Below are 20634 nucleotides of genomic sequence, written 5' to 3'. Positions count from 1 at the left end.
AGGAACCCAATGAATAAAGCAAAATTCAGTTACACGCCGCCAGCGAATGGCTACCCCGAATGGAATAACAATCCTGAGATATTTTCATTGAATACGATAGACGCGCATGCCACATTAATGCCATATGCGACGGAAGAAGAGGCGATGCAAGGGAACCGAGCGTCTTCCAGCTTCACGCAATTACTAAATGGGAAATGGCAATTTCAGTTCGCTGAAAATGCGGACAAGCGTACGGTAGATTTCTATCAAGCTTCCTATGACACGTCAGATTGGGAGACGATTTCAGTCCCAGGTCATTGGCAGCTACAAGGCTACGATTACCCTCAATACACGAATGTTCGTTATCCGTGGGAGGGCAACGAGGATATTAAAGCACCGTTTGCGCCTACGGCCTACAATCCTGTTGGCTCTTATGTACGTACGTTTACTGTGCCTGAACGTTGGAAGGACCTCCCTGTATACATCAGTTTTCAAGGTGTTGAATCTGCCTTTTATGTGTGGGTGAATGGCGATTTGGTTGGCTATAGCGAAGACTCGTTTACGCCTGCAGAATTTGATCTTTCGCCGTACCTTCAAGATGGCGAAAACAAACTTGCTGTGGAAGTATACCGATGGAGTGATGCCAGCTGGCTTGAGGACCAGGATTTCTGGCGAATGAGCGGCATCTTTCGTGATGTGTACTTGTATGCAACGCGCCCAGTCCATGTACAAGATGTGTTTGCGAAGGCGACCTTGGACGAGGAGTACAAGAACGGCAACTTTGATTTAACCTTATCGCTATCCTCTTTGGAAGAGAATTCTTCTGTAGGTTGGCGTGTGTCAGCTCAATTGTACGACAGCAATCAAACTGCTGTATTTGCGGAGCCTCTATCCAAAGAAATCGATCCAAACCGTGCAAATGATACCGTCCGTTTTCAACAAACGGTTGACACGCCTGCGCAATGGAGCGCCGAGCATCCTCATTTGTACACGCTTATTGTCAAAATCGAAAATCCTCAAGGGCATATTACGGAAGCGCAAAGCTTGAAGGTTGGATTTCGAACGTTTGAAATTAAAAATGGCCTCATGCAGATCAATGGAAAGGCTGTCATGTTTAAAGGTGTCAACCGACATGAATTTAACTGTGACACAGGTCGTGCCATCACGTTCGAAGACATGGTTCGTGACGTCAAGCTGATGAAAGCAAACAATATCAACGCTGTGCGTACGTCCCACTATCCGAATCATCCACTCTGGTATGATCTGTGCAATGAGTACGGACTGTATGTGATTGATGAAACAAATCTTGAAACACACGGTGCTTGGACGTATGGCCAACAAGAGCTAGAAGATACATTGCCTGGAAGCAAACCAGAATGGACGGCAAACGTGCTTGATCGTGCGAATTCAATGTTCCAGCGTGACAAAAACCACCCGAGTATTGTCATCTGGTCACTAGGAAACGAATCTTTTGGTGGGGACAACTTTATTAAAATGAAAGACTTTTTCCATGAGGTGGATGATACAAGGATTGTCCATTATGAGGGAACCTTTCATTACCGTGCAAGTGACGATGCATCTGATATTGAAAGCCAAATGTACACAAGGGTAGAACAGATTGAAGAATACGCTAAAAATAACCCGAAGAAACCATTTATTTTGTGTGAGTACGCTCATGCGATGGGGAATTCATGTGGGAACCTCTTCAAATATTGGGAGCTATTCGAGCGCTATGATGTACTCCAAGGCGGCTTTATCTGGGACTGGATTGATCAATCGATTCGTACGAAAGACGAAGACGGCATAAAGTATATGGCGTATGGAGGAGATTTTGGAGAAACGCCTAACGACGGGAACTTTTGCGGAAACGGACTTCTGTTTGCAGACGGTGAAGTAACTCCAAAGCTTCTTGAGGTCAAAAAATGTTATCAGAATGTATCTATTGATGCAGTCAATCTTGAGAACGGGCAGTTTGAGGTGACCAATCACTTCCTATTCACATCTCTCGCGGATTTGACGTGGACATGGACAATTGAGAAAAACGGCGATGTACTTTCAAAAGACACCGCATCATTCTCAGTGTCACCAGGAGAAACGAGCACCATTGAGCTGCCATATTCATTGCCTGTGTCGGCAAAAGCAGACGATGACTTTCAGTTAACCGTCTCAGTCTCCCTTCCTGAAGACACGTCGTGGGCAGCCAAAGGCCATGAAATTGCATTTGAACAATTCCAACTCACGGTGAAAGAAGAAGTGGTGGACGCCACAGACTACGAAGGGCCGCAAGTCTCTGAGGATGCGCAAGAGGTTCGCCTGTTTGGGGAGAGCTTTGTCGCCACGTTTGATAAAAAAACAGGCAAGCTCTGCTCCTATCAGTTTGAAGGGAATGAGCTTCTCTCTGAAGCCTTGGTACCGCATTTCTGGCGTGCACCTATCGACAATGATCTTGGCAACAAGCTCCCTGAGCGAGTCGCCACATGGAAAGATGCCGGTGCAAAAGCAGAGCTCATCAAGTTTAATGTGGCTTCTGGAGCTGGGCAGGCCATCCTTGTGGAGACCGCTTATAAGGTGCCAACGACATCCGCTTCACGTGTAGATCTGGTTTATACGGTGCATGGGGACGGCACCATCCACATTCAGCAATCCTTGCGACCAGGTGAAGGGCTCCCTGAGATTCCAGCAGTAGGGATGAGCTTTGCCATGGCGGCAGAATTCTCGCGTCTGACGTGGTATGGGCGTGGACCACATGAGAATTATTGGGATCGAGCAACAAGCGCAAAAATAGGCAAGTATTCAGGGCGAGTCTTTGAACAATTTGTGCCATACCTGCGTCCACAGGAAACAGGAAACAAAACCGATGTGCAATGGGCGACACTTATTAACGAAGACGGGGTAGGCTTGCGGATTGCAGGAAAACCACCCGTTGAATTTAACGCTTTGCCTTATTCAAATGATGAGATTGAAGCGAGTAGCCATCCACATAAGCTACCTCAGAGCACAAAAACGGCAGTGCGCGTCAATTACAAGCAAATGGGCGTAGGAGGCGACGATAGCTGGGGTGCGAAAACACATCCAGAGTTTACGCTTTACGCCGATCAAAGCTACGTCTACCAATTCTCGTTGCAAGGCATCAAGCAATCATAAGGAAAAAACGATCAGAGCCCTTGTTGGGTCTGATCGTTTTTTGGTGTGAGCTACGCCGGAATGGCAAAGTAGCAGCGTAGTAAGATGAAGGGCAAGTGAGTAAAAGAGTAAAGCGAGCCTTGATTGGAATGTGGGTTTTGCTCAGCGAAAGTTGAGTCAATAACTACTCAACCCCCTCGGAAAAGCGTTATATATAATGGTAATCATCTCAATTGAAGAATCAGGTTACACATACAAATTATCAAAAAGAGGTAAACAATCACGAGAAGATTCATTAAGAAGAATGCGTTTACTCGAACAAAATAGTTGTAAAGGTGCACCATAGTTTAGTTGTATTGTACACTTGGTATTAAACTGAACTGAAAATTGAATTTAATCTCAGAAGATTATGGTTGTATTTGAATTTAAGTTCATCTATGAAAAATTGGAGAGGAGAATAAAAATGAACAACTCATGTATTTTTTGCTCTGTCACTAAAGGAGATATACCTAGTAATACAATTATGGAAAACGATTGGACAAAATCATTTTTGGATATACGACCTATTAACCCTGGTCACACGCTTGTTATTCCCAAAATGCATGTGAATTCCATTCATGATCTTAATGAAGAGAATTATTTAAGATTGATGGAAAGTGTTCGGCAAATAAGTTCGATTCTTCACGAGAAATTCACCCCAAGAAAAGTCGGTATAGCAATTGCTGGCTTTGATATTGAGCACTTACATATACATGTTGTACCTATGTACAGATACCATGATATTACTTCAGAAAAATATTTGACAGGAACAATTTTAGAAGCGGATCCTAATTCTTTGAAAGAAATTGAAGAATTCATCAAAAGTGAGTAGCTATTTGAATGAAAGATTATCAAAGGATTCTATATAACTAATTGTAATATGAAGTGAGACAGCTTTAATAAGAAAACGACAATGTAGGTTTCTTATTAAAGGGAGTCGCCAAAAAAGGTATTACACAAGGCTAAGTCAACAAAGAGCATATAAGAAAAAGGGCACAAGTGATTCAGGATGTGCAAAAAGTAATCTTCTAAACACAAGCGGTCACTAGCGAGACTCCTGCGGGAAAAGCGAGCTAAGCGAGACCCCACAGTGCGCTGTTAAGCGCCGAGGAGGCTCGCAGTTCGCCCGCGGAAAGCGAGCGTATGACCGCTCGTATTTAAGTCAATCCCAAGTTATGGTGATAACCCGTTTAGGCTGAATGAAAACGCTTGTCTTATCTAAGCGCAAAGGCTTGGGAGGCGCGGAGTTGCCATTAGGGCAATGAGCATCGGACAAGGCAAAGCAACGAAGAAAGCGAGCGTTTCTCATCAGCCTAAACCTTACCAAGCGCGATCGTATTGCGTAGGAGGATCAATCTTTTCATTGAGCTCATTTGCCGCCTGAAGTGCCCAATACGGATTGACAAGCAATGCACGGCCAATAAAAATCAAGTCAGCCTGACGATTTTGAAGGATGTCCTCTGCTTGCTGCCCAGAAGTAATGAGACCAACGGCACCAGTAGGGATATTTGTGTCTTTACGAATTCCTTCCGCGTGAGGCACTTGATAGCCAGGAAACGTACTGATTGCTTTTGGTAATGCAATGACGCCACCCGTAGAGCAATCAACTAAGTTAACTCCTTGGGCTTTCATTTTCTGAGCAAATGGCACATAGTCTTGCCATTTCATACCGTTGTCATCATAGTCCTCGGCGGAAATGCGGACGAAAAGGGGACCGTCCCAAACGGTATTCACGGCTTCGATAATTTCTTGTAAAAAGCGATAGCGTTTCTCTGGCGTTCCCCCATACTCGTCTGTACGGTGGTTCGTTAATGGAGACAAAAAGGAATTGATCAAATACCCATGAGCAGCGTGGATCTCGATGATATCGAAGCCAGCTTTTTTAGCTCTTTCAGTAGCGTCCTTGAACGCTTGAATTGTACGCTCAATATCGCCAAGCGTCATTTCGGTTGGCGTTTGGTAACGATCACTAAAAGCAATAGGAGAGGGACCGTAAATCACGCCGGGACCTTCGGATTTTCGACCCGCATGTGCAAGCTGAATAGAGGTTTTTGCGCCATGCTCCTGGAGCAACTGCACAATCTCACTCAACCCTTCAATGTGCTCATCTGACCAAATACCAAGGTCCTTTGTTGAAATTCGTCCTTCAGGAAGAACAGCCGAGGCTTCTAGCATAACGAGACCAACCTGCCCAACAGCTCTGGACGTGTAGTGCGTTCTATGCCAATTCGTCACCTTTCCGTCTTCCTCCGGACACGAATACATACACATTGGCGACATGACGATGCGATTTTTAAGCGTTACATTTTTTATTGTATAAGGTGAAAACAAGGTTGGTGTCATATAGAAGTCCTTTCTAGGTTTTCTCCATCTAAGCACATGCATTTAATTAAAATCAAATATAATGAACGAATCAATGAAGCGGTTAGAGATCAAAGTGAATTCGCTACATCGTAAATATCAAGAAAATTTGTTCAGGACCCGAAGAAAATCGAGAAATATGTCGAAAAAACGGTTGTCACGTCTATAAGAGTATGTTATTCTTCAACATGTACTTATAATAACCGTTAACAACGCAGTGCTTCGCTCTCTATCATCGAAGCATTGCGTTTTTTATATGCCAATATATGTATATATATGTAATTTGCTATTTCCATCATGACGATCAACCGTGATATACTAATTTAAAATTCGTGAAAGGAAGCGGAGGCCAATGAACCAAATGCTCAAAGAAGATCTGATTGCCTATAGCAAAACCATCGGTATTGATGACATTGGGTTTGCCTCGGCTGACCCTTTTTTAACGTTAAAGGAACGCCTCAAGCAGCAACAGGCATTGAATTATCAATCAGGGTTTGAGGAGAGCGACATTGAAAAACGCACTCATCCAGAGCTATTGCTTCCACAAGCGAAGTCGATTATTGCCATTGCGCTCGCGTATCCTTCGAAAATGAAGAATACACCTAAAAGCACGAAAGAGGACCCCCGTGGTTTGTTTTGCCGTGCTTCATGGGGAGAAGATTATCATACGGTTCTTCGAGATCGTTTGGACAAGCTTCAAGCGTATTTGCAAGAGCGGGTACCAGAGGCTTATGTGACATCGATGGTCGATACGGGAGAGCTATCCGATCGCGCTGTTGCGGAACGGGCAGGCATTGGCTTTAGCGCGAAAAGCTGTGCAATTATATCGCCGATCTATGGCTCTTATATTTATCTTGGCGAGATGATTACATCGGTCCCTTTTGAGCCAGATACGCCTGTTGAGGATGGATGTGGGACGTGCAATATTTGTGTGGAGGCGTGTCCTACGGGCGCACTAGTGCAAGGTGGGCAGCTTGATGCGAAGAAATGCATCTCTTTTTTGACACAAACGAAGGGGTTCCTTCAGGACGAATATCGAAAAGTCATTGGCAATCGACTTTACGGCTGTGACACATGCCAAACCGTGTGTCCGAAAAATCGTGGCGTTGATTTTCATACCCAGCCTGAATTTGAACCAGACCCTGAGAAGGTGAAGCCGCTCTTAAAGCCGCTTCTTACGATTTCTAATCGAGAATTTAAAGACACCTACGGCCGGATGTCAGGCTCTTGGCGCGGAAAGAAGCCTATTCAGCGCAACGCCATTTTGGCCTTAGCCATATATAAAGATGACACTGCGCTTCCCCTACTAGAGGAGCTGATCAAAAGTGACCCTAGACCCGTTATTCGTGGGACAGCAGCGTGGTCATACGGAAAAATTGCCGCAAACAAGCAACCTGAAGCGTTGCGTTTTCTATCTGAACGTTTAGAAGTAGAAGAGGACGAGGAAGTACGAGAAGAAATTCAAAAAGGGCTTCGCTTTGAGAAGGAGATAACCCCATGACCATTTCATTTTATGAGCTAGATGATACACCTCTTGGAACACTCACCCTGTATTTTAGTGAAAAGGGCTTGTGTCGGCTAGCGTTTGGGACGTATGAGGAGCGTCTGGAAAAAGAAACTCCTTGGTTTGAGCGGTATTTTGACAATCCAAGTTTTGAGCAAATCAATGCATCTTCTTCAACGAGGTCCCAGCTAGAAGAGTATTTTTCTGGCGAGAGAACGGCATTTGACGTGCCACTTGATTTACGGGGAACAGACTTTCAAGCAAAGGTTTGGCAAGCCCTGATGGATGTGCCTTATGGAGAAATGACGGCCTACAAGGGAATTGCTGAAACCATTGCCTCCCCAAAGGCAGTGAGAGCAGCGGGTGGAGCGATTAATAAAAATCCAATCCCTGTCATTGTCCCTTGTCACCGTGTTATCGGAAGTGATGGATCACTTGTTGGGTATAATGGCGGCTTGTCCATTAAGAAAACGTTGCTTGAGATTGAAAAAAGATAGGTTGTTCAAATACAGACGGCAAAATCTACTTTCAATTTGTACTAAGACAAAAGCATTTCGGAGATGATGGATAGGATAAGCTTTTCATCGAATCGAAAATGTCACTAGTGATAGGTAACTAGCAAACATAAGGCTATTGAATAAGGAGTGTTCCATAATGGAGGAACGTGAGTTAAATCCGAAAGTTGATGAATTTTTAGCTAAGGCTAAAACGTGGAAGGAAGAGTACAAGAAGTTGAGGACCATCATTCTTGACTGTGAGCTGACCGAAGATTTCAAGTGGATGCATCCCTGCTACACATTGAATTCGAAAAACGTCGTGTTAATGCACGGATTTAACGACTATGTGGCGCTATTGTTTCACAAAGGTGCGTTGTTAAAGGACGAGCATGGGATTCTCATCCAACAAACGGAGAATGTACAATCAGCGCGCCAAATTCGCTTCACCAATGTTCAAGAAATCGTAGAGCTGGAACCGATCTTGAAAGCGTACGTGAAAGAGGCCACTGAAGTGGAAAGGGCGGGTATGAAAGTCGTTAAAGAGAAAAAAGACCTTGTTTACCCCGAAGAATTCAAAGCGAAATTGGACGAAGTCCCTGGCCTGAAAGAGGCTTTTGAAGCACTGACACCGGGGCGACAAAGAATGTATGTGATCCATTTCTCTTCACCAAAACAATCCAAAACACGGACGTCAAGAGTAGAAAAATGCATGCCGAAGATTTTTGAAGGCAAGGGGATAAATGATCGGTAGATGAAATTCGACTCAATCATTATAATAAGAAAAACGATCTGTTCAGGCGTACACCTAACGGATCGTTTTTTCTATTTAAAGAGATGAAGAGACACGACCGTTTTTCCGTCGTGATGTTCATCTTTTTAGCGATTGACTTGACGATGGATAGTCCGATGTTTGCGCCGAATTTTTCGGATGGCTGATCGAAACCTGGCCCTTTATCGACAATGTCAATTTGAAAGCCAGCTGCTGTTTTTGTAGAATAGATGCCTACAAATGCGCCGAATTTCGCATGACGAATAACATTCTGCAGCAGGTTGTCGCTTTTGCGTTGTTCGTCTTCATGTCAATCGGTCTCTTCTATACGACGAAAAAAGGATATTTATAGGGGGAAGGCACATAACTTCATTTTGGGCATAGGCTAATCGAAGATGACTACCTTTTTTGGAGGTTTGTGATGATTGAGATTAGCTTATGTATGATCGTGAAAAACGAAGAAGAAGTGCTTGCCGATTGCCTTAAATCCGTGGAGAACGTGGTGGATGAAATCATTGTGATGGACACGGGATCCACTGATCAAACGAAAGAGATTGCGAGTAAATTTACGCAACATGTGTACGAATTTGATTGGGTTGAGCATTTTGCTAAGGCACGTAACGCAGCTTTTGCTAAAGCAACGAAGCCGTATATTCTTTGGTTAGACGCTGATGATGTGTTGACAACAGAGGATCAGGAAAAATTCCTTAGACTAAAAGCGTCTCTTGATCCTTCCGTAGATGCTGTTTCAATGCATTACCATACAGCGTTTGATGACAGTGGCAAGCCTAGCTTTACGTATCGACGAAACCGACTCATTAAACGTGAACGAGGGTTTCAATGGATTGGTGCGGTCCATGAATACTTGGCCGTAGGCGGCAATATCTTTGCCTCCGACATTGCTGTCACGCATCAGAAGAGTAAAAAAACGACCGTCCCCTCAAGTGATCGAAATTTAAAGATCTATGAATCCATGCTGGAACGCAAAGAGGAAATGACAGCGAGAGACGTCTATTACTTTGCCAATGAATTGCGTGAGCACGGACAACATAGACGTTCCATACAATACTATGAGCAATTTTTAACATCAAAAGCAGGCTGGGTCGAGGACAACATCGCTGCCTGTTTGAGCATTAGCGATAACTACAACGCCTTAGATGAAAAAGACAATGCACAACGCGCGATTGTTCGTTCCTTTCTTTATGACATGCCCCGCCCACAGCATAGCTGCCGAATGGGGGATTTTTTCTTCGAAAAGGAGCAATATAAAGCGGCGATTTTTTGGTTTTCTCACGCCCTGTCGTTTGAAGAGGTTGAATTGCCTGGTTTTAATCTTAAAGCCTTCTCGACTTGGTATCCCGCGCTACAACTCGTTGTGTGTCATTGGCGACTGAATCAAATGGAAGAGGCACGTCGCTATCACGAAATCACTAAAAAACACCACCCTACCCATCCAAGCGTCCTTTATAATGAACCCTATTTTTTGACGTGACGTTAGCCAAGTTTTCCACTTGCTAGGTGAACGTCGCTACAAACGCAACACTCTCCTCATATGATGAAGCATACGGCAGGGAAATCCTGCTGAGAAAAGGAGAGTGTGCGTAAGTGAAACGTTACTTCCGAACTGAATCAATACTTGATTTAGAAGACCAGCTTCGTCGGAAACGCAAGCACAAAAAGTGTAAGAAAAAGCATGATTTCTGTGGAGAATCTGTAGAATCTGCTGAGTGTGAATCATGGAATGACGAATCTAGCGAGCGGAACACCGTAAACGAAATTCATATCCATTGTAATGATTCCAATGAGTCTAACGAGTCAAATGAAACAAATGGGCATCACAAGAAGCATCATCATTGCAAGCCTAAGAGTTGTGAGTGCCAAGAAGGTGCAGTAGTTGAAATGGGTGTCACAACTCAAAATGGATCCTTAATCATTACTGCAGCGGCTAATACAACCGTTGAAGAAATTCTTGGGCAAGTATCTGTTGAGTGTTCAGAAAACGGCGATGTCGTTCTTTTGACAGGCTCCATGTTTCTAGAATGGGGAGATCCATCGATTGCCCAGAATCTTCTAATTCGCAAGTCAAACCGTTACCAAGATCCACTCCAAGGTCAAATCATTTACTCTATGCCACTGTTAACAACAGATATGAACGTTCCTTTCGATGCAAAAGACGTTCTCAATAGTAGAGATGATGACATTATTTACACACTAACATTACGAAAAGTGGCTGGTGGAACCGCTTCATCTGTCGAAGTTTCCAACGCAACATTTACTCTATTCCAATACCGTTAATAGAGGTTGTGCAAAGGTCTGGGTTGTTTCCAGGCCTTTTTTATTTAGATGAGCACAATTTTAAAAAAGTAATGAAAAAGTGTAAGCAGATCAATGGAATACCACATAGGATAAATTTGATCCACTTTTAGAAAGGAGTCTTATAATCCAAAATGAGCGAAGACAAACAATCTCGAAAAAAGAGAAGAAGACGCAGTGAGTCTGAACATCGTAACGATTCCCGGAAGTCGTCTACTGAAGAAGAACAATGTTGTATCCCAGGTCCTCCAGGTCCCCCAGGGCGACCCGGCTCAAGAGGTCCACAAGGTCCTCCAGGTGCTGACGGACCTGCCGGAGGTCCTACCGGTCCCACTGGTCCAACGGGAGAACCTGGAGAAACGGGAGCAATAGGAGCGACCGGCGCCACTGGAGCAACGGGTGAAACAGGAGCGACCGGCGTCACCGGAACAACGGGTGAAACAGGAGCAACAGGAGCAACTGGCGCCACTGGAGCAACGGGTGAAACGGGAGCAATAGGAGCGACCGGCGCCACTGGAGCAACGGGTGAAACAGGAGCAACAGGAGCGACCGGAGCCACTGGAGCAACGGGTGAAACAGGAGCAACAGGAGCGACTGGCGCCACTGGAGCAACGGGTGAAATAGGAGCAACAGGAGCGACCGGCGCCACTGGAGCAACGGGTGAAATAGGAGCAACAGGAGCGACCGGGGCCACTGGAGCAACGGGTGAAACAGGAGCAACAGGAACGACCGGGACCACTGGAACAACGGGTGAAACTGGGGCAACAGGAGCGACCGGCGTCACCGGAACAACGGGTGAAACTGGGGCAACAGGAGCGACCGGGGCCACTGGAGCAACGGGTGAAACAGGAGCAACAGGAGCAACAGGAGCAACAGGGATTGGCCTAGATGGAGTCGTCCCATTTGATCCAGAAGATGCACCAGGATACCTAGCAGGTCAAGTCGTAAGCTATGAGGGCGGTTTGTATGTTGTCAATGTGGATAGCCCAACAGGCACTCCAGACACATCGCCTGACTATACGCTACTTATCCCACCTGCGCCAACCGGAGCAACAGGTGTCACAGGAGCAACAGGGGTAGGCCTAGATGGAGTCGTTCCATTTGATCCAGCGGATGCACCAGGATACCTAGCAGGTCAAGTCGTAAGCTATGAGGGCGGTATGTATGTTGTTAATGTGGATAGCCCAACAGGCACACCGGACACATCACCTGACTATACGGTACTTATCCCACCTGCACCAACAGGAGCAACAGGAGCAACAGGAGCAACAGGAGTAACAGGAGCAACAGGTCTTACGGGCGTCACCGGAGCAACAGGCGTAACTGGCTTGACAGGAGCAACAGGTCTCACTGGTTTGACAGGAGCGACAGGCATCACTGGCTTCACAGGAGTAACAGGCATCACTGGCTTCACCGGAGCGACAGGCGTAACTGGTTTGACAGGAGCAACAGGCGTCACTGGAGCAACTGGAGTAACAGGAGCAACAGGAGTAACAGGCATCACTGGCTTCACAGGAGTAACAGGCGTCACTGGCTTGACAGGAGTAACAGGCATCACTGGCTTCACAGGAGTAACAGGCGTAACTGGCTTGACAGGAGCAACAGGCGTCACTGGCTTGACAGGAGCAACAGGTCTCACTGGTTTGACAGGAGCGACAGGCATCACTGGCTTGACAGGAGCGACAGGCGTAACTGGCTTGACAGGAGCAACAGGCGTAACTGGCTTGACAGGAGCGACAGGCGTAACTGGTTTGACAGGAGCAACAGGCGTCACTGGAGCAACTGGAGTAACAGGAGCGACAGGAGTAACAGGCATCACAGGAGCAACAGGCATTGGAGTAGGTCTCACCGGAGTAACAGGTGTTACTGGAGCAACCGGAGTAACGGGAGCAACCGGAGTAACAGGAGCGACAGGAACAGGGGCGACTGGAGCAACGGGTGTCACAGGAGCAACGGGCGTCACGGGTGCGACCGGAGTGACAGGAGCAACAGGCGTGAGCGTCACCGGCGTCACTGGAGCCACAGGAGTGACTGGAGTCACTGGACCAACAGGAGAAAGGGGTCTTACCGGCGTCACCGGAGCCACTGGTATCACAGGAGCAACAGGTTCTACAGGGGTCACAGGTTTAACCGGAGCCACAGGTACGGGTGTAACTAGTACACTAGGTTTTGGAACAAACAGCGGCTCCGTTATCGCAGTCGTCCTAGCGGGAACCACAATTCCGTTACCGGTAGGTCAGGTACTAAACAACGTCACCGTTAACGGAGCAAATACGGTCTTCACCGTCACTCAAGCAGGAACGTACCGCATTAACTACAATGTAAACGTCACGGCAGCGTTACTCTTAAGTTCAGGGTTATTGATTAACGGCGTTGCCTTAGCCGAATCCAACGTCACACCACTTCTCAGCATATCCAACTTTAGTGCAGAGGTTATTTTACCTCTGACTGCAGGTACAACAATCAGCCTTCAACTATTTGGCTTGCTTGGAGCAGCAACCTTAACTACGGGTCAAGGTGCAGAGATGTCGATTATCCGATTGTCGTAAGAGTAGCTTTACTTTAAACATCCAGAGCATATGTATGACGCTCTGGGTGTTTTTTATTTTGTGGTTTCTGTTCGTTAAAGTCGCAACCTTACATATCATCTTTCATAGTCGGAATTAATATGTTTTTTTGTGCAATTGAAAACAAGGATGCCCCATCTCATCGTTCAACCATATCTATATAAGCATGAACACCACCCCTCCTCTCATAAGCTTTAACAGGAGGTGAGGCGGATGTCAGATGACTTACAAGCCCTTTGGAGGCAACGTCTTTCGTATCTAGTTCATTCAGGGTCAGCATTGACCGATCGGCATGCTGCGCCATTTATTGCAATGAAAGATTCCTTTCAGCGCCGTGGCATGAAGATTGTCAAAGCAGAGGCTGTGGCAAAACCGCTCGTTGAAGAGAATCACGATCATCGCATGTATTTTTGTCACCTTTCTCTTATGTATCAAGGAAAAGAAGGGATGTTATACAAGGAGGAGCGGTTGCAGGAACGGGTCTTCGATGAGAATGGGGATTGGGAGCATTACAGAGTAGAGGAAGAACAGCCAGTTCTTTCGCCAGGATCAGAGGACATTGATTCTCGTGATCCACACGAATCCACACGTTTTTCATACAATCGCAGGGAGGCTGTGCGCTATGCGGACTATTGGTGGAACTCCTACAATCCAGCGTATCGCGAGTTTGAGGTAGACTGCACCAATTACATTTCTCAATGCCTTCGTGCAGGCGGGGCACCGATGAGAGGGCAGCCAAACCGGGGCAAAGGCTGGTGGTATTCTGGATCCTCATGGAGCTATAGCTGGGCTGTGGCGCACTCCCTTCGTTGGTACCTTAGTGGGTCAACGGCAGGCTTGCAAGGGGAGGAGGTCGCAAGCCCATTGGATCTTCAGTTAGGGGATGTGATTTGCTACGACTTTGAGGGAGATGGCCGATGGAATCACAACACGATTGTGACCGCCTTCGATGAAAATGGAGAGCCGCTCGTGAACGCGCACACATCAAACAGTCGTATGCGATACTGGGCCTATGAGGATTCGACAGCGTATACGCCAAATATTCAATACAAGTTTTTTCATATTAAAGGGTAACGCACATCCCATTGCATTGGGTGGTATAATGGTACGGTAGTTTACACATGAGGAGATGACAGGTGTTTTGGCCAACCACATTGTATTATATCAACCAGAGATTCCATCCAATACAGGCAACATTGCTAGAACCTGTGCTGCAACGAACACTGCCCTTCATCTAGTGAAGCCCCTAGGGTTTTCCACAGATGATAAAATGTTAAAAAGAGCTGGATTGGATTATTGGGAGTTCGTAGAGGTTTACTATCATGACTCTTTAGACATTGCCATGGAGCAATTAAAAGGGGCATCTTTCTATTTTTTAACCAAACATGGCGCAAAGGCGCACAGTGAAGTGTCCTACAAACAGCCTGAGGATCAAGTGTTTGTGTTTGGGAGAGAAACGTCAGGATTGCCAGAAGAAGTGCTCGCGGCGCATAAGGACAATTGCTTGCGCATGCCGATGACGGAAAATGTCCGCTCGTTAAATCTTGCCAATACGGCGACCGTCATGATTTATGAAGCCTTACGACAGCAGGGGTATCCAAACCTGGGGTAGTCGAATACACACAAGCGTTTCCTGAGCAGTTTCTCAGAGAGAACGCTTGTTTTTTATGTTTTTTCGTTTCAATATTCAGTTAAATAAAAAGGCAATCACCATCAAATGGCGATTGCTGAAAAAGCGCTTACTTGCTTTTTCGCTTTAATGCGTTAGGTGGATCATTGTATCCGGCCGTCATAATAGACGCCAGGAACGTGAGCATTACAAGCAGGATGATAAAAAAGCTCATGTTCATTCCTCCTCGAACAAGCTTGTTTCAAGTGTGTATTATACGCTATTTTTCATCAAAAGTGAACGCTAATTCTACTCATGGGCATGCCATTAGCTTTTCGTGCATACAGTGGAAGTACACTAAATCCTTGAATTTTAGGAACCAGGATAGCCAAGGAGGTCCACATGAGCATACTGAGGAAAATTGAAGCATACAGGGAAAGGGAAAATGAACTTGAATGGGAAGGTACGTTTGCCGAATATCTTGAAATTGTAAAACAACGTCCTGAAGTCGCGCAAACCGCACACTCACGCATTTATAATATGATAAAAGATGCCGGCATTACCGAAAAAGAAGGCAAGAAGCATTATCATTTTTTTGACAACCATTTGTTTGGCGTCGAGGAAGCGTTGGAACGGCTTGTCGAAGAATATTTTCATCCATCTGCCAAACGTTTAGACGTTCGGAAGAGAATTTTGCTTTTAATGGGACCAGTGAGCGGAGGAAAATCCACTTTAGTTACGCTTTTAAAGAGAGGGCTCGAGCACTATTCACGCACCGATAGTGGAGCCGTGTATGCCATCAAAGGCTGCCCGATGCAAGAAGACCCACTCCATCTTATTCCGCAGCATCTTCGTGAAGATTTTTATGATGAATACGACATTCGCATTGAAGGCAATTTATCTCCGCTTAATTTGATGCGTCTTGAGCAGGAATATGAAGGGAAAATTGAGGATGTCCGTGTTGAACGTGTGCTGCTCTCAGAGGACAAACGAAAAGGTGTAGGTACGTTTTCGCCATCCGATCCGAAATCACAAGACATTGCCGATTTGACTGGAAGTATTGATTTTTCCACAATTGCAGAGTATGGCTCGGAATCCGATCCACGTGCCTACCGATTTGACGGCGAATTGAACAAAGCCAACCGTGGATTGATGGAGTTTCAGGAGATGCTGAAGTGCGATGAAAAATTTCTTTGGCATTTGCTGTCATTGACGCAAGAAGGCAATTTTAAGGCGGGGCGATTTGCCTTAATTTCGGCTGACGAAATGATCGTGGCCCACACGAACGAAACAGAGTATAAAACGTTTATCGGCAATAAGAAAAATGAAGCGTTGCAGTCACGGATGATTGTCATGCCGATGCCGTATAACTTGAAGCTTGATGAAGAAGAAAAAATTTACGAGAAAATGATCCGTGAAAGTGATATGGCGCATGTGCATATTGCCCCTCATACATTAAAGGTTGCGGCAATGTTCACGACCTTGACGCGACTGAAGGAATCAACGAAGAGTGGCGCCGATTCGTTGAAAAAGATGAAGCTTTACAACGGTGAGGAAGTCGAAGGGTTTAATCAAATCGACTTAGAAGAGTTACAAAAGGAATTTCCAGATGAAGGCATGGATGGCATCGACCCACGGTATGTCATCAATCGAATCTCGTCCTGTATTATTCGGAAAGATGTACCTGTGCTTAACGCATTGGATGTTCTTCGCAGTATCAAGGATGGGCTTTACAATCATGCTTCGATTTCACAGGATGATCGTGAACGCTATTTGAATTTCATCTCAGTTGCCCGCAAGGAATACGATGATATTGCCAAAAAAGAAGTGCAAAAAGCGTTTGTGTACTCTTACGAAGAATCTGCGAAAACCTTAATGGACAATTATCTCGACAATGTCGAGGCATTTTGCAACAAAAACAAGCTACGCGACCTGTTAACAGGGGAAGAAATGAATCCAGATGAAAAACTGATGCGTTCCATCGAAGAACAAATCGGGATTTCCGAGAATGCCAAAAAATCCTTTCGAGAGGAAATTCTCATTCGAATTTCTGCCTATGCTCGAAAAGGGAAGAAATTTGATTACAATTCACATGAACGTTTGCGTGAAGCCATCCAGAAGAAGCTGTTTGCTGACTTAAAAGATGTTGTCAAAATCACCACCTCGACGAAAACACCAGATGAACAGCAGTTGAAGAAAATTAACAATGTCATTGACCGTTTAACCGAGGAGCATGGGTATAACTCAACGTCAGCAAACGATTTGCTTCGTTATGTAGGAAGCTTGCTCAACCGATAAAACCATTCCATTTGGCTTACACCTTAGGTGATAAGCCAAATTTTCAAAAGGAAAGCTTGGATAAGCATCCTGCCCAATCAATAAGGATGAGACACTGCATACAATACAAGACCTTTTCAAAAGGATTTGATTGATCAACGAGGGAATGAGACGAGAAAAGGAATGGAATTGAGTAGAGGAGGGGGAACGTTGAAAGAAGAGGCCGCAAGCTGGATGATCTCCCAGGAAGATTGGTCACTCCACCGAAAAGGCCATGATGATCAGATGCGCCATCAGGAAAAGGTCAAAGAAGCAATTAAAAACAATTTGCCTGATTTAATCACTGAGGAAAACATCATCATGTCGAACGGGAAGGACGTTGTCAAGATTCCAATTCGTTCACTGGACGAATACCGCATTCGATACAACCATGACAAAAACAAGCACGTTGGCCAAGGTGATGGGGACAGTCAAGTGGGCGATGTCATTGGTCGTGATGGGTCCGCAAAAAAGGATACCGGTGCTGGCCAAGGCGCAGGGGATCAGCCAGGAGAAGATTTCTATGAAGCTGATGTGTCCATTGCTGACCTAGAGGAGGTTTTATTTAAAGAGCTCGAGCTACCGAATCTGGAGGAAAAGGAAGAGAAAGAGGAAATTATTGAGGATATCGCTTTTACAGATATTCGCAAAACCGGACTTATGGGAAACATTGATAAAAAACGTACGATGATGCAAGCTTTTAAACGAAATGCCCTAAAGGGAACGCCATCGTTTCAGCCTATTTTTCCAGAAGATTTGCGCTTTAAGACGTGGGATGAAATCATTAAGCCTGATTCAAAAGCTGTCGTGCTTGCCATGATGGATACAAGCGGGTCCATGGGGCTTTGGGAGAAGTATATGGCACGCAGCTTCTTTTTCTGGATGACACGGTTTTTACGCACTAAATACGAAACCGTTGAAATTGCCTTTATCGCCCATCACACACAAGCAAAAGTCGTATCAGAAGAGGATTTCTTTCAAAAAGGGGAAAGCGGTGGCACCATTTGTTCCTCAGCTTACTCAAAAGCGCTCGAACTGATCGATGAAAAATACTCACCGTCCATGTACAATATTTATCCCTTTCATATTTCTGATGGCGACAACCTCACATCCGATAACGCACGTTGTGTAAAACTCGTGAATGAACTCATGGACGTGTCCAACATGTTTGGGTATGGTGAAGTTAACCAGTACCAACGCCACTCCACCTTGATGAACGTCTATCGCAATATCGATCACCCAAAGTTTCTACACTATGTACTAAAACGAAAAGCAGACGTCTTCCCTGCGATGAAGCATTTCTTTCATGATCGGCAACTGCAGCAACAAGCATAAGCGATACAAGAAGCGGTGGTTTGCCGCTTCTTTTTTTGGGGGGCTGCAGAAAAAGTGAAGGGAAAGAACCACAATGAATTGAGTCATCTGCTGACGTGTTGCAGTGCAACGGATAGAAAGAAGATCTGCGCGGATAGGGAGCGTCAAGTGCTCGGATTATGGGACATGCCGCGCGTGTACGAGGTAAAAGTTCTCGCTAACGTGTCAAGTGCTCGGATAAAGTGAAGACCTGCGCGGATAGGAACGGAAGGTGCTCGGATGACAGGACAAACTGCGCGTGTACGAGGCAAAAGTGCTCGCTTATCAGGACAAGCCCTAGGATTCAACCTCAAACTACGCGGAAAGTGCCATCGATGAATCGGTCTCAACACGTTTGATAAGATGTTGCAAAACGAGCCACACTAGTACCATTATCATACATTGAGGTGGTGGTGAAATGTATCAAATTGAGGGGCACTCTTGGGAAGGAAGGACGCTTGTTTTGCATCTTAGCATTGACAAGGTTGAATTTGGTCAGGACATTGAGACGACGGACAGCAAATCAACGGGGTGGCTGGCGAGCGTGAAGTCTTACGTAAAGGAGCATCTTCCAGGGCAAGGATCGGAGTCGGTGAAGGTAATGCTTGGTCCTTTAATGCTTGCCAACCTTCCGGCGGACACACTCGGAATGAGAATGCCACTTAGCCAGCATAAAGCGAAGCTAACGAACCTTCACTATCGGTGGGGAAGAAGTAGCGACCGTATGGATATGGCTGAAGACTTTGGTGTGGACCTGCATGTTCTTGAAGGTGCAACAGAAAACGAGTTGATCACGATCCCCGTCCAACTGTATCAACGTCCATACCAGCTGCCAGTTAAGCAGGAGTGGACATTTACTTTTCGAGAAAGCGGGATGACACGTGAAATTCGACAACGTATGTCGAAATGCCCTCTGAGAGAGGAAATGAAGATTCTCCCAGACACAAGAAAATTACGCCTTATGTATCAATTGCCCTATGAAGTGAGGCTTGGCGACCGAAACACGGGTGTTGAAGCACTCCAAGAAGCGTTTCACGTGTGTGGTCTGCAATGTCCAGTAACAGGGACGTTTGATGAAGCAACAGCGGCTGCTTGTGAGGATTGGAAGGCGAGTTCAGGTTTTTCTCATACGGGGGTCGCTTTTGGACCCATTCATCGAGATGCCATGATTCAGCGATTGCTGCAAACCGCGGTGCACTTAAAAGGGAACGAACCAACGCCCCTCCTTGTGAACAGTTGGAATCGTCTAGAAAGAACAGCGAAGCCAACGGACTTAATCAAGCTTGGCGTCGACATTACTGGTGAGCACTGGCTGACATCACAAACCGCGCATGCATTGCATCGATGGATGGAGGAAGCGAGAAAACGCGGTCTGCAAATGACACTTCAAAAGGCCTATCGTTCAGGGGATATCCAGCACTTGGCTTACAGAGAAGCCTTGACACGAAACAAAATGACTCCATGTAAAGCGCCTGGTGAAAGTGAGCACCAAACGGGTGAAGCCATCGACATCATGCCTCTAGATGAAGAGGATAAAGGCTGGATTCAAGCAACAGCGGCTCGGCATGGATTCACGCTTCGCTATCCAGAAGGTAAAGAGGCTTGGACAGGGCAACCTGGGGAAGCATGGCATTTTCGTTATGTTGGCAAAGACATTGCCGATGTGCTCAAGCAAAACAATTGGGTCTTGGAGCAATGGTGGCTGTATCAAGTATTCGGCAGAGAGCCATTCAATGACCTATAGGAGGATGCGGTGAGGTTGAGGAACAATGAAGGGGGACGGAGCGAGCCGAAACGTTCAAAGCGAGCCCGAACAGCAAGGAAGCGAGCCCGAAATCCGTTCGAGCGAGCCCAAAATGAGGGAAAGCGAGCCCAAAACGGACCGAAGCGAGCCGAAACGTTCAAAGCGAGCCCAAATTGCAAGGAAGCGAGCCCGAAATTCGTTCGAGCGAGCCCAAAATGAAGGAAAGCGAGCCCAAAACGGACCGAAGCGAGCCGGAACGTTCAAAGTGAGCCCAAATTGCAAGGAAGCGAGCCAGAAATCCGTTCGAGCGAGCCCAAAATGAGGGAAAGCGAGCCCAAAACGGACCGAAGCGAGCCGAAACTTTCAAAGCGAGCCCAAATTGCAAGGAAGCGAGCCCGAAATCCGTTCGAGCGAGCCCAAAATGAAGGAAAGCGAGCCCAAAACGGACCGAAGCGAGCCG

Annotated in this window: 14 protein-coding genes; 13 read left to right on the top strand and 1 reads right to left on the bottom strand. The window is 46.0% G+C overall.

Going from position 1 to position 20634, the window contains the following annotated elements; all coding sequences use genetic code 11:
• Positions 1-9: 9 nt before the first annotated feature.
• Both lacZ and EV213_RS17790 read left to right on the top strand, forming a co-directional pair.
• On the top strand, positions 10-3123 hold the full coding sequence (lacZ, locus tag EV213_RS17795) for a beta-galactosidase, LacZ type (protein WP_133581917.1): 3114 nt from the start codon (positions 10-12) through the stop codon (positions 3121-3123).
• Between the two features lie 442 nt (positions 3124-3565).
• Complete coding sequence (locus tag EV213_RS17790; RefSeq protein WP_166639398.1) at positions 3566-3973, top strand: HIT family protein; 408 nt, start codon at positions 3566-3568, stop codon at positions 3971-3973.
• A gap of 488 nt (positions 3974-4461) precedes the next feature.
• Here the strand turns inward: EV213_RS17790 and namA are convergent, their stop codons facing one another.
• A complete protein-coding gene (gene namA, locus EV213_RS17785) occupies positions 4462-5484 on the bottom strand; it encodes an NADPH dehydrogenase NamA (RefSeq protein WP_133581915.1) in 1023 nt (340 codons plus the stop codon).
• Between the two features lie 370 nt (positions 5485-5854).
• Here namA and queG point away from each other — a divergent pair, with 370 nt between their 5' ends.
• The 11 genes from queG to EV213_RS17730 all read left to right on the top strand — a co-directional run bounded on the left by queG (position 5855) and on the right by EV213_RS17730 (position 20174).
• Positions 5855-7003: a tRNA epoxyqueuosine(34) reductase QueG gene (gene queG, locus EV213_RS17780; RefSeq protein WP_133581914.1), complete on the top strand. Its 1149-nt coding sequence runs from the start codon at positions 5855-5857 to the stop codon at positions 7001-7003.
• Positions 7000-7503 carry a methylated-DNA--[protein]-cysteine S-methyltransferase gene (locus EV213_RS17775; protein ID WP_133581913.1) on the top strand — a complete coding sequence of 168 codons (504 nt, stop codon included), beginning with the start codon at positions 7000-7002 and terminating at the stop codon, positions 7501-7503. Before queG ends, EV213_RS17775 begins: the two co-directional genes overlap by 4 nt.
• A 157-nt stretch (positions 7504-7660) precedes the next feature.
• Positions 7661-8254, top strand: a complete 594-nt coding sequence (locus tag EV213_RS17770) for a YdeI/OmpD-associated family protein (protein WP_133581912.1) — start codon at positions 7661-7663, stop codon at positions 8252-8254.
• A gap of 439 nt (positions 8255-8693) precedes the next feature.
• Positions 8694-9764 carry a tetratricopeptide repeat-containing glycosyltransferase family 2 protein gene (locus EV213_RS17765; RefSeq protein WP_133581911.1) on the top strand — a complete coding sequence of 357 codons (1071 nt, stop codon included), beginning with the start codon at positions 8694-8696 and terminating at the stop codon, positions 9762-9764.
• 113 nt (positions 9765-9877) lie between these two features.
• A complete protein-coding gene (locus EV213_RS17760; protein WP_133581910.1) occupies positions 9878-10567 on the top strand; it encodes a hypothetical protein in 690 nt (229 codons plus the stop codon).
• Positions 10568-10719: 152 nt separating this feature from the next.
• Positions 10720-13134, top strand: coding sequence for a BclA C-terminal domain-containing protein (locus EV213_RS17755; protein WP_133581909.1), 2415 nt, complete (start codon positions 10720-10722; stop codon positions 13132-13134).
• Between the two features lie 231 nt (positions 13135-13365).
• Positions 13366-14226, top strand: coding sequence for an amidase domain-containing protein (locus EV213_RS17750; RefSeq protein WP_243740255.1), 861 nt, complete (start codon positions 13366-13368; stop codon positions 14224-14226).
• Positions 14227-14293: 67 nt separating this feature from the next.
• The gene (gene trmL / locus EV213_RS17745) at positions 14294-14764 is read left to right on the top strand and encodes a tRNA (uridine(34)/cytosine(34)/5-carboxymethylaminomethyluridine(34)-2'-O)-methyltransferase TrmL (RefSeq protein ID WP_133581908.1); all 471 of its coding nucleotides are present in this window, start codon (positions 14294-14296) and stop codon (positions 14762-14764) included.
• A gap of 399 nt (positions 14765-15163) precedes the next feature.
• Entirely contained in the window at positions 15164-17059 is a 1896-nt protein-coding gene (locus EV213_RS17740; RefSeq protein ID WP_133581907.1) for a PrkA family serine protein kinase, read from the top strand.
• 213 nt (positions 17060-17272) lie between these two features.
• Positions 17273-18412, top strand: a complete 1140-nt coding sequence (yhbH, locus tag EV213_RS17735; RefSeq protein ID WP_243740258.1) for a sporulation protein YhbH — start codon at positions 17273-17275, stop codon at positions 18410-18412.
• Between the two features lie 436 nt (positions 18413-18848).
• A complete protein-coding gene (locus EV213_RS17730) occupies positions 18849-20174 on the top strand; it encodes a D-alanyl-D-alanine carboxypeptidase family protein (protein ID WP_133581905.1) in 1326 nt (441 codons plus the stop codon).
• Positions 20175-20634: the final 460 nt, after the last annotated feature.

It is taken from the genome of Aureibacillus halotolerans (assembly GCF_004363045.1).
In the GTDB taxonomy this organism is placed as follows: Bacteria; Bacillota; Bacilli; order Bacillales; family DSM-28697; genus Aureibacillus; species Aureibacillus halotolerans.
The sequence above is the reverse complement of the archived record's forward strand: the minus strand, read 5'-3'. Positions and strand labels throughout refer to the sequence as shown.